Consider the following 10,561-nt stretch of genomic DNA (forward strand, 5'->3'; position numbering starts at 1 on the left):
ACCCAAAAGCCAATCCTATCACCAGCAAACCCTTGGCAGTATTGTTCAAGAGATAGCAGAGCGTAATGGCTATACACCAAAGGTTGATCCTTCTCTTGCAAAAATCGTTATGCGTCATATTGATCAAACATCGGAAAGTGATATGGCTTTTGCTGCACGCCTCGCAGGAGAATATGATGCGGTAGCAAAACCCGTTGATGGCAAGCTTGTTTTGGCTAGACGGGGGGAAGGCAAAGCTATCACTGGTGAAACACTCCCCGTTATTGTTATTCATGAGAAACATTGTACCTCTTGGGATTTTAAATACAGTGCGCGTGATGAATCAGGTGCAGCCAATGGCTTAGAAACAGATGTGGGAGACGACCAAAAAGCCGCGGCTGATGCACGAGAACCAGAAGAGATTGATGATGATGAAAACTTTATCCATATGGATGACAATGACAGAGCACCATCATCTGAATCGGAAAAAGCAGAAAAAGAATCTGAGAAAAAAGAAGTCAAAGTTGGCAAAGCACCGTTTCATGAACTCAAATATACCTACCATAACCAATCAGAGGCTGTTGCAGCCATTGCTGCTTATCGCAATAAATCATCACGCGGTAAGTCTTCTTTCTCATGTGATATCGGAGGTAATCCGTTTGTACAAGCAGAAGCAAAACTTGTTCAAGAGCCCCCTTTCCGCCCCTATATTCCAGCAGAATGGCGTATCAAAAGTGTTAAGCACAAACTTGATAAAACGGGTGGTTACACCACAAAAATAGAATGCGAACTTTTTGATGCATCACAAGAAGATGCGGCTGGAAACGTTGCAAACACAACACCAGACAAGGATGATACCCTTGATCCAAACGCCCCACCAAACGCTTCACATGACGAAGGTGAAGGCGTCATCCATATGGATGAAGAAGATAGATAAACAAAGCTATTTTATGATGATAAAAAGAAATACTATTTTTATTTTACTATTCCTAAAAATACAGCCAAACAACGTTCAATCTCCAGCATTTCCTTTGCTTGAAGAGAGCCAAAAATGGAACTCATTTTGTCACATCTTACCGTCATAATCTTATCAATCATTACTTGCGAAGGTTTTTGCAAACCATTTTTAGCGTTTGGCTGAATCGTAATGCGGAGTAATGGCGCATCAACAAGCGTGCTAGTAATGGGTAAAACCGTTACACTTGTATGCTCACTGAATTGATTAGCTTGAATGATTAACGCAGGTCTTGGTTTACCAAAATCGCCTTGCATAGCTATTGTGACGAGAGATCCACGCATCATTCTGTCCAGCCATCAACATCCATTAAAGATTGATCCATCAACAACTGCATAGATGTATCTGTTTTATCCATTTTTGCGACTAAGCGACATTGGCGTCGGCACTCTTCTGCAAAGTTCGGTTGACGCGTATCTGGTACCCAAATTTGCATTAAACGCAAACCTGCTTTTCTTTGTGCGTTGCGATGTTTTTGAACGCGTTCATTAACGTGCATTGTAGCCATAACAAAATCTCCATTATGTTTCATGTAACGTATAACACAGAAAAAAGTTACATGAAACACTACTTTTAATAAAACGCAATAATTACAATTTTAATCTATCAATCTGCCCCACCTTTTGTGGGGCTTTTTTATAGGAGCAATACATGAGAACAATATCACCAGAAGGGTTAGCACTGATTAAACAATGGGAAGGTTTACGTCTCAATGCCTATAAAGATGCCATTGGAGTGTGGACCATTGGTTATGGACATACAAACAATGCTGGAAAACCTTTTGTTCATAAAGGTATGGCAATCACCGAAAAACAAGCAGAAGAACTTCTTTGCCAAGACTTAAGACAATTTGAAAATGCCGTTGAACAAGCCGTTCAAGTTGCTTTAACCGATGAACAATTCGCGGCTTTAGTCTCCTTTTGCTATAATGTAGGAACAACAGCCTTTTGTAACTCGACACTGTTAAAAAAGCTCAATCAAGGTGAATATGAAGCTGTCCCTGCAGAGCTACAGAAATGGACCAAAGCAGGCGGAAAGCGTCTTGAAGGTCTCGCACACCGGCGTGCAGCAGAAGCAGGCTTATGGGCGAAAGGTGCTTTTGTTTCCTCTAACTACCAAACCGTAGAAACGCAAGCACCAACGGGACTTTTTAAAGCTGAAGCTCTTGCACCAGTTATTGGTTCTTTTTCAGGGCTTGGAGGCTTATTAGCAGGCAATGGTCCAGTGCAATGGGCATTTGCTACCATTATGGTTTTAGCCGCATGTGCTGGCATTTTCTTTGTTGCTAAACGTTTTCAGGAACACCGTTTATGATCTTATGGATGAAAAGAAATCTGCTGTTAATAGGCGCGGCTCTAGCCGCTTTTTTTATGGCTTTGGCAAAAGCTTTTACCCTTGGAAAAAAGGCAGAACAGCAAAAGCAAACAGAAAAAACCTTAAAAGCAGCAACAACACGGCTGGAGGTGGAAAATGAAGTTAATCAGAAAAGTGATACTGATGTGCGTACTGCTCTCTCTCGTTGGTTGCGGGACAAATAAGTATGTCTCTTGTGTTGGTTGGTTGCCAATTTATTTAGAGAGGCAAGATGTTAACGTCATCAGTTCCAATTTAGCAAGAGATATCTTAAAGCATAACAAGCAGGGCGAACGTGTGTGTGGGTGGAAACATGGCTAAGAAAAAAACAAAAGACGATACAGAGCTTACAGAAGGAGAAAAAGAAATCCTTCAAGAAATTATCATGACCTACAAAAGTATAAAAGTGATGTCACGTTATACGAGATGGATTGTACTCATTATACTCTTGCTAGCGCTTGATTTTTCACGTCTTATAGATGCATTGGTAAATATTTTTACACAAAAACCAAATATCCGACTCTAAATACATTCTGAGATGTGCGAAACTGTTTAGCAAATGAATTATCAATTTCGCGCGTCTCGCAGATGCAAGAAATAATGTCGTTTTACACATCTCAAACAGTGGTTTTCAAAACATTAACAATTTGATCCCCTTAGGTCGCTCCTGTTATAAATGCAGCCCACTGTTCCATAAGGGTATGTCGTTGTTCTAAAAAATCTGTCCGCATATAAGCTTTTGTCACTGAACTCCCAACGGAATGCGCAAGAACAGTTTCAGCAATCTCAAATGGTGTTGACGTTGTTTCTGCTATCCAGTCACGAAGACTAGATCTGAAACCATGGGGTCTATAATCAAAACCTTTGTCTTTCATGAATTTAGAAAGTGTTACATCAGATATAGGCTTTCCAGAACTCCCAGCAAATAAAAAACCATTTTTTTCAAAGGGGAGAGATTTTTCAATCACTTTTAAAGCTTCATCACTCAATGGCACGCGAAAATCTGAAACCTTTCCTACAATGCCCTTCATATTTTCTTTTGGTATCGTCCATATATCTTTATCTATTTGTTCAAGACGCAAATAGCGCAATGGATACGACCGTACTCCAGTCAAAATAAGCAACTTCAGTGCTAAATTTGAAAGAATCTTATCATCCAAGCTTTGATAAAATGCCGGAACTTCCTGCCATGGCATAGCAGGAATATTTTGAATAAATTTTCCCAATAAAGCTTTTGCTTTTGGTACCAATTGCATGTCCACATCTATACCACGTGCTGCGGCATGTTTTATAGCAATATTCAAACGTGATAAAGCCTTGCTCGCTGTTTCATTTTTTGTTTTCCAAATAGGCAACAAACACTCTTTTATATCAAATTGCGTTAATTCAGTAATTGCTATATCCCCAAGTTTAGGAAAAACATGCAATGTAAGAGGTGCTAACCACCTTGCTGCTTTACCTTCATTTTTCAATTCGCTTTTTTTGGCTTCAAAAGCACTTAAAACTATTTTTTGTAAAGAAATACTATCAACTGCCTGCCGTAATTTTTCATTTTTCCTTTTACGAATCGGATCAATACCTTGGTGCAAAAGGTCACGGCAAGCTGTAGCTTTAAGCCTCGCTTCTTTCAAAGATACAACGCTACAAGAGCCTAATCCCATTTCACGACGTTTTTTATTGAAATCAAATCGAAAAATCCAACGCCCTTGATTTTGGGCTGTTTTGATAAGCCATAGCCCAGCTCCATCAGCATATTTTCCTTTAGATAGATTTTTTACAGATAAGACAGACAGTCTATCACGTGTTCTCGTTCTGCTAACCACCTTCTGAACCACCTTTTAAAAACCACCTTCTGAACCACCTTTTGAATCGCACTTGGAGCGATTTCATTTGATAGCAAGATTATATACAAAAGGCAATTTTATAAATAAAATCAAATAAAAACAGTTAGTTATAAATATAGAAAAAAGTAAAACGCGCAATCAGGTGATAGCGTAGAGAATTCTAAATAAAGAAAAAATAGGTGCACGCCGTCCGCACCAGATTATCTTAATCTCTCTTATTTTCCAATGATTTATTAAAAATCAAAAAAAATTAAAGCACCTTCTAAACCACCTTTCGTAACTTTATTATAACGCTATAAGACGGCACCGCGGTGGTACTAAAATACGAATCATTGCTGCTTTTTGAGGTACCTTTTTAGCACTTTGACCTCCTCCTCGTCTTTATAGGATGGAGAGGCAATCAATATTGCTAATTTGGGATTGGCTTATACTCTTCATGACTCTTGTAAAACGACGCAAAAGCTCAGAAAAGAGATAGATGCAAAAGACAAAATAATAGATAAAGAAGCTGAAATAATACGTGCACAAAAAGATGTGATTCAAAAACAAGAAGAGTTAATTCGAAAATCAACTGCTTCTAAGATTATTTTTCCTCGAATGGCAGTAAAAAATTGGCCCAAAAGTAGTTTCAAGTACTTTCTCACGACCATTTTTTCAAAACAGGCAATCACAACACGCTCTGTCATAGCGCACATATAAATACGCAACAGCCTTCATGGGGGAAGATGATCATCAATACACAAACCGTTCTCTGCCTTGATCTAGATCTAAGACAGGCTGGGCGATTTCTCGTGTAGACAGCAGTATAACAAGTGGCACTTGTCAATTTTGATTTTTTTCGTTTTCAAGGCGATAGTAGGCGCTATTTGCGTTTTCAGCAATGGCTTACAAAAATGAAGATCACAACAGATAAAGTCAATGCCTCACAAGAAAAGATGATTAAGACGGTGTGTGCAAAAGAATACAATCCAAAAGATGACAACGAAGCAAATGCTTTAGCAATTTTATATTTAGTTAAAGAAGGGAATGCGCATGTCTAATGCAATGCCATGGATAAGATTCCTTTTGAATGACTGGAACAGTGAGATAGATGGAATGACATGAGAACAAAGGGGCATTTATATAACGCTTTTCATTCGCATATATGACAAAAAAGCACCAATTAAAACAGATTTTGAAATGCTTGCCCGCGCTTGCAATTGCTCGCAAAAAAGTTTGCAACTATTGTCGAATATCTCATGAAGAATGGTAAATTTCTTGAGAAAGATAATGGTTTGTCGAATACGCGCATTGAAGAAGAGCTAAAAGATTTTACTGATAAAAAAGCGCCCATATCGCAAATTCATAGTGAGGCTGGAAAAAAGGTGTACAATAAAAAACGCTATAAAAAACATTTTAATGATTTTGCTGAAGCAAACGCTAAGCAAAATCAAGCTATAAAGAACCAGAATAAGAATATATATAAACTAAAACTATCATTTTAGCAAAAAAAACTGCTTCTGAAAATTTAGAAACAAACGAACAGGTTGACGAACCAACATAGGTTGCTGCTGTTGAGACCACATCAGAGCAAATCGAAACGGGTGTAGAAAACCAACCTTCCATTCACGAGCAAGAGAACATTACGAAAAAAGCTAAACGGGTTAGAAATGACAGTGGTTGTCGTACCCCTGATGATTTCGAACCTGTTTATGATTTCGCAATCGAAGAGGGATTGCCTCCAGAGCGTGTCAAAGCCGAAATGGCAAAATTTCGAGATTATTGGAAAGCTAGAACAGGCAAAGATGCACGCAAAACGGATTGGAAAGCAATGTGGCGCAACTGGGTGCAAAAAGCTATCGAGGATTTAGAGAACGGAAAAAACTATGGAAAATCACTCTTAAAGGCAAAAAAGTGTAGATGAACGCATCTCAGACAGCATCCTTGATATCGGGCCTCGAGGTCACTTTGAAACACATTCACGAGATGATAGCTCCGGAGTTTCCTTTAGTTTTGAAAAGTGGCAAGCATTGACACAACAGCAGGAAGCGATTGCCTTAGAAGCGTGTGATCAACTTCACGAATTGTTTTCAATAAAAGCGAGCAAAGAGGACATAACCAAGGCAATTCGGATGCTTTCGTGTGGTTTAAAAAATTTCGCAACAGGCAGATCATGAAGGTATAGCGCTTACCTATGGAATGTTTTTGGAAAGTGTTTCTGCGTGGTCACTCATAAAAACGGTTAAACGGGGATTTTATGCGATGAGGTAGAAGATTTATCGGATACGTTTTTTCCAAGCACTCGTGAGTTAGTAAGATTATGTCGTGATTTGGAAAATAGTCTTTTGACAAAAGCCAATCTTGTACGCAAGGCTGTTTTGAACACCCGTGAAAAAAGGCTGAAAGAAAAGGCAATGAGAGAGAATTCAAAACCACTCGCGTTGGTTGAAAAGCAAGTGAAAAACACTGCAAATTAGCAAACTAATGAAAATTGCTGATCGTTTTGTGATTGGATGTGCATTTAAATCGACAAAATGGCACCGTACAGAGTGATTTAAAGATTTTATGATAAAAAACCTATCTTATAAAACGCTCTGTACGGTCAAATTTGAGGCAAATAGACAAATTTGTAAAATTAGGATTAAAGTATGTTCATTTTAAAACATCTATTCTTAAAAAACCGTAAACAACCCATGCGAAAGAGGTTTGTTGCAACGGCAGTGGGTATGCCCCATGGGGGATGGGACAGAGGAGTATTTTTACAACCTCTACGAATACGAAGACGGCACAAGAGAGTGTGAAAAGTTTGATGGTGGTCAGTATTACAAAACACCTAAGAATGCGGATTTTAGTACCAAAGCGCAAGTAAAAGCATGGGTTTACGGTGGTGATATTCCGAAAAGCATTCTCAATTACGAACCTCTTATAGACGAGATCAACAGAGAGATCAAAAAATTATCGAAAACCGCAAGAAATAAATATGTTTACAGATAAGCAGCTAAGAGCCTTGTTTGGTATTATAACTTTTATATTTTTATGTTTTTCAGAAATTAAAAAAATATTGACTTTATTCAGAGTATATTGCGTATTGCTCTAAATGCGCTTCTTAAACATTTGCACAAAAGCATTAAAAGCTATTGAATCATGGGCTTTATGTTATATTTTTATATAATATTAGAGAGGGCGTTTTATGCACAACAAAATTACGTAAAGTTGGAGGATCCGTTATGCTCTCTATACCGCCTGCATTGTTTGATGTTCTTCATCTTACTGAAAATATGCAAGTGGGTTTGGCTATTGATAATGGACAATTGGTTGTAAAACCACAAATATCGCAAAATTACACTCTTGAAGAATTGTTAGCCGAATGTAATCCTTCGGACGATTTTGCGGATAAAGATGTAGAGTGGTTTGATGCTAAGCTTATTGGCAGAGAGCTCTTGTAATGAAGCGGGGTAAAATTTGGTTTGTATCGCTTGACCCAACCTCTGTCTATGAGAAAAAGGAACGCGTCCTGTACTGATTGTGTCACCGGAGGCGTTTAATCGTTTAACAAAAACACCCATTGTTTTGCCCATTACGAGTGGAGGAAATTTTGCTAGAATAGCAGGCTTTGCTGTTTCATTGGTGGGAACAGGGCTGCATACAACAGGTGTGATACGCTGTGACCAACCGCGTGCTTTAGATATAGTAGCGCGTAATGGAAAAAGAATGGAAACTATTCCATATATAATTATGGATGAAGTCTTAGCAAGGTTATCAACATTTCTTACTTGAATTTTTTCTACACTTTTAAATGTTTAAAAACACCAACTTTAGGTAAAAAGTAAAAAAGCATAAGATCATGATTTTTTTCTGCTGACAATCAGCTAATCAATTTTTCACAGAATAAAAATCAATATTTGACTAATGATGTCATTAATTATGACTCAAAAGGAGCCATAATGAAAGCTGTCATCACTACGTCAATGTGTGTTGTTGGAGACAATAAAAGCGCTGTTCGCTTTGAACCATTACCCCCAATAATCCATTTGTTGAAGTTTCTAATCAGGTCTACGCACGTCTCAAGCGCGCCAATGCTGCAAAACCTTTTGTTGACGTCAAAACAACAGCAAAACCTAAAAAGACAGTTGAACAAATTAAGCAGATAGAACAAGAAGTAGCACAAACATTATCTGAACCAATGACTGAAGAAACCTTACTCGAAAAACCAAAAGCATCTAAAGCTTCCAAGCCATCAACACCTACTCTTAAAAAGGCTTAGACGTTGAAGTTAATCATCCACCAAAAATGGTATCTTCAACAGGTGAAGGATACCTTCACCAGTCTTCAAGCACCACACCTTAATTGGGCTTTGCGTAATGCTCTAAACACCGCAGCAAAACAGTCGAACGCTTTACTGAAAAGCAAATTGCCGATGTTACATCTGCCCAATCAAAGCATGTTAAGCAAGGTATTTATATTAAAGAAAAGGCGACAGCAAGGTTTCTTGAGACAGATATCATTCGTTCTGGAACACCGATACTTCTTAAATTTTTTAAAGCAAAAGAACAAAACGCGGCGTGACTTACACAACTGTTTGGAAAAAAACAAATCTTGCCCATGTTTTTATCAAGGATGGGAGTTTTCCAAAGCGTGTTGATTTAAAAAAGATGAAGGGTAATGTTTTTCAAAGAGCGGATGGAGATTAATTCCCCATTGCAAAACAAGAGGAACCCTCAATTGCTAGGGTGATGTCAAAGCCAGAGATTACAAGTGCTATTGCACAATATGCCAATGAAAGATTAACCAAAAATATACAGAGACAACTTTCTCGTCAAAAATACGCTGCTAATAAGAAAGGCTAGATCATGTTCTCAAGCTTTATCTATATCTTACATATCCTTATGAGTTTATGCATTACACACTTTGATTGCAATTTTAAAAACAGATTATCACTTATGCTTTGTTTTTCCATAAAAAAGTCAATAAAATCAATGTAAAAAGTACTTCCCAGCGGGTTGGCTTCGTTGCGGGACAGGCTAGTGCGAACTATCGCTAGCGACAGAATTTTCAATTTGACTGTACATTGTACACTTAACTCATTGATAAATAACAATTTCAATATGTACACTGTACAGTATGTGAAACGTTTTCTTAGCAAAAAGTAATTTTTATTACTGGACAATTCTAGTAATAGGTATTTTCAAATCAGGTGCCTCAAAAACACCTTAAAACAACTAGCGGATTAGTTGCCGAAATAACTAATCTTCCGCAATTTAAAAGCTTTAACTCATTCTATGCTACATGCATATAATAGCTTTGTCAGGTGTGGCTATGCCATATCCCCCCCTTCGGGGAAAGGCATAACGACGGACTAGATGCCGTGTTTCTTAGCGACCAGCACTCTTTTAGAATGTCATTAAGGAACGTCTAACATCTAAGAATTCTTTATGAATACCATTATTAAAATTACTGAATTATGTGGCAAAAGGCATGACAATATTATGCGTGACATCAAGAAAACGCTTGAAGAACTTAACGCCCTCAAATTTGAGAAGGTTGATTTTGGTGGGCACTACCTTGATAACATAAGGTGAAAGCCGCCCTTGTTATAACCCGCCAAAGCGTGAATGCTTAATTCTTGTTTCTAGTTACAGCACTGCCTTACGAGCAAAGATAATTAACCGTTGGAAAGACAAGTAGCTATTCCATAAATTGATTACTCCAAACCCGAAGTATTACTTGGCGCCTTAAATCATCTACAAAGTCAAATTGAGCAGAAAGACCATGTTATTTCAGAATTAGCACCAAAAGCAAAAGCTTTAGAAGGCTTAAAACGCTCTGATGGTTTGTTTGGTTTGATTGAAGCCGCGAAGATGTTGGAGATAAGACCAAAGGATTTAATAGATTACTTGCGTAAAAATGATTGGGTGTATCGACGTGCTCCAAGTGGTCCATTGTTACCTTAATCAGGATAAAATCAACAAAGGATTCATGGACTGTTCTGCCATCACCATTCAAAAACCGGATGGAACAGAAAAGGTGCTGCCTTCAACAAAAATCACACTTAAAGGATGGGCAGCATGTTTGAGAGAACAAGTCCACGGAGGCGTGCAATGAAGGTAGATTCTAACTTCTTATGCGATTTATGGATGGCATTATCTCAATTTTCTAGACATGAAAATATGAGTGATAAGATTGTACTGCTCTGGTTGACATCATGAGTTTAGTAGAAAAAGCTTTGATTTTAAAACTTCAAGATGAAGTGCCAATCCTTCTTTCGATATCTTTCTCATCTGACGCTCCATAAAAAAGCCCCACATCAGTGGGGGCTGGATAAAATGATGTTCTAATCAATCTCGCGTTAATTATAATAAAGTGGCTCGCTACATCCACGGGCGCCTATTTT

Annotated in this window: 11 protein-coding genes and 6 pseudogenes; 14 read left to right on the forward strand and 3 right to left on the reverse strand. The window is 38.1% G+C overall.

The window, feature by feature from the left end:
- Nucleotides 1-916 (forward strand): late control protein (locus tag ACFIMC_RS01290; protein ID WP_375685623.1); only part of this gene is annotated, 916 nt, incomplete at its 5' end.
- A 38-nt stretch (nucleotides 917-954) separates the two neighbouring features.
- Here the strand turns inward: ACFIMC_RS01290 and ACFIMC_RS01295 are convergent.
- Nucleotides 955-1,278, reverse strand: coding sequence for a type II toxin-antitoxin system PemK/MazF family toxin (locus tag ACFIMC_RS01295; RefSeq protein ID WP_375618893.1), 324 nt, complete (start codon nucleotides 1,276-1,278; stop codon nucleotides 955-957).
- Nucleotides 1,278-1,502: an antitoxin MazE family protein gene (locus ACFIMC_RS01300; protein ID WP_019224016.1), complete on the reverse strand. Its 225-nt coding sequence runs from the start codon at nucleotides 1,500-1,502 to the stop codon at nucleotides 1,278-1,280. The genes ACFIMC_RS01295 and ACFIMC_RS01300 overlap by 1 nt, the downstream gene beginning before the upstream one ends.
- Before the next feature lie 143 nt (nucleotides 1,503-1,645).
- On the opposite strand from ACFIMC_RS01300, the gene ACFIMC_RS01305 reads away from it, so the two are divergent.
- From ACFIMC_RS01305 to ACFIMC_RS01320, 4 genes are read left to right on the forward strand one after another with little or no spacing between them, the layout of a single operon-like run.
- Nucleotides 1,646-2,308 (forward strand): lysozyme, encoded by a 663-nt coding sequence (locus tag ACFIMC_RS01305; protein ID WP_375638191.1) that lies wholly within the window; start codon nucleotides 1,646-1,648, stop codon nucleotides 2,306-2,308.
- A complete protein-coding gene (locus tag ACFIMC_RS01310) occupies nucleotides 2,305-2,532 on the forward strand; it encodes a hypothetical protein (RefSeq protein ID WP_375630023.1) in 228 nt (75 codons plus the stop codon). The genes ACFIMC_RS01305 and ACFIMC_RS01310 overlap by 4 nt, the downstream gene beginning before the upstream one ends.
- Nucleotides 2,465-2,668 carry a hypothetical protein gene (locus tag ACFIMC_RS01315; RefSeq protein WP_375630024.1) on the forward strand — a complete coding sequence of 68 codons (204 nt, stop codon included), beginning with the start codon at nucleotides 2,465-2,467 and terminating at the stop codon, nucleotides 2,666-2,668. Before ACFIMC_RS01310 ends, ACFIMC_RS01315 begins: the two co-directional genes overlap by 68 nt.
- Nucleotides 2,661-2,873: a hypothetical protein gene (locus ACFIMC_RS01320; RefSeq protein ID WP_375618855.1), complete on the forward strand. Its 213-nt coding sequence runs from the start codon at nucleotides 2,661-2,663 to the stop codon at nucleotides 2,871-2,873. Before ACFIMC_RS01315 ends, ACFIMC_RS01320 begins: the two co-directional genes overlap by 8 nt.
- A gap of 130 nt (nucleotides 2,874-3,003) precedes the next feature.
- Here ACFIMC_RS01320 and ACFIMC_RS01325 read toward each other — a convergent pair whose 3' ends face one another.
- Nucleotides 3,004-4,170: a tyrosine-type recombinase/integrase gene (locus ACFIMC_RS01325; protein WP_375671904.1), complete on the reverse strand. Its 1,167-nt coding sequence runs from the start codon at nucleotides 4,168-4,170 to the stop codon at nucleotides 3,004-3,006.
- Nucleotides 4,171-5,003: 833 nt separating this feature from the next.
- Between ACFIMC_RS01325 and ACFIMC_RS01330 the strand changes: the two genes are divergently transcribed.
- The 9 genes and pseudogenes from ACFIMC_RS01330 to ACFIMC_RS01375 all read left to right on the forward strand — a co-directional run bounded on the left by ACFIMC_RS01330 (nucleotide 5,004) and on the right by ACFIMC_RS01375 (nucleotide 10,272).
- A complete protein-coding gene (locus ACFIMC_RS01330; RefSeq protein WP_375612450.1) occupies nucleotides 5,004-5,231 on the forward strand; it encodes a hypothetical protein in 228 nt (75 codons plus the stop codon).
- A 139-nt stretch (nucleotides 5,232-5,370) separates the two neighbouring features.
- Nucleotides 5,371-6,061: pseudogene (locus tag ACFIMC_RS10325) on the forward strand (hypothetical protein); the annotation flags it as partial.
- A 454-nt stretch (nucleotides 6,062-6,515) separates the two neighbouring features.
- On the forward strand, nucleotides 6,516-6,647 hold the full coding sequence (locus ACFIMC_RS01345; protein ID WP_375671902.1) for a hypothetical protein: 132 nt from the start codon (nucleotides 6,516-6,518) through the stop codon (nucleotides 6,645-6,647).
- Between the two features lie 171 nt (nucleotides 6,648-6,818).
- Nucleotides 6,819-7,164 (forward strand): annotated as a pseudogene (locus tag ACFIMC_RS01350) (hypothetical protein).
- Nucleotides 7,165-7,397: 233 nt separating this feature from the next.
- Nucleotides 7,398-7,616 (forward strand): antitoxin, encoded by a 219-nt coding sequence (locus ACFIMC_RS01355; RefSeq protein ID WP_375613730.1) that lies wholly within the window; start codon nucleotides 7,398-7,400, stop codon nucleotides 7,614-7,616.
- A pseudogene (locus ACFIMC_RS01360) lies at nucleotides 7,616-7,947 on the forward strand (type II toxin-antitoxin system PemK/MazF family toxin). The gene ACFIMC_RS01355 and the pseudogene ACFIMC_RS01360 overlap by 1 nt, the downstream one beginning before the upstream one ends.
- Before the next feature lie 167 nt (nucleotides 7,948-8,114).
- A pseudogene (locus tag ACFIMC_RS01365) lies at nucleotides 8,115-8,434 on the forward strand (hypothetical protein).
- A gap of 42 nt (nucleotides 8,435-8,476) precedes the next feature.
- Nucleotides 8,477-9,017 (forward strand): annotated as a pseudogene (locus tag ACFIMC_RS01370) (hypothetical protein).
- A gap of 585 nt (nucleotides 9,018-9,602) precedes the next feature.
- Nucleotides 9,603-10,272, forward strand: a pseudogene (locus ACFIMC_RS01375) (phage antirepressor KilAC domain-containing protein).
- Nucleotides 10,273-10,561 lie beyond the last annotated feature (289 nt).

Origin of the sequence: Bartonella sp. AP21QHHD, assembly GCF_042196205.1 — a bacterium.
Lineage (GTDB): Bacteria > Pseudomonadota > Alphaproteobacteria > Rhizobiales > Rhizobiaceae > Bartonella.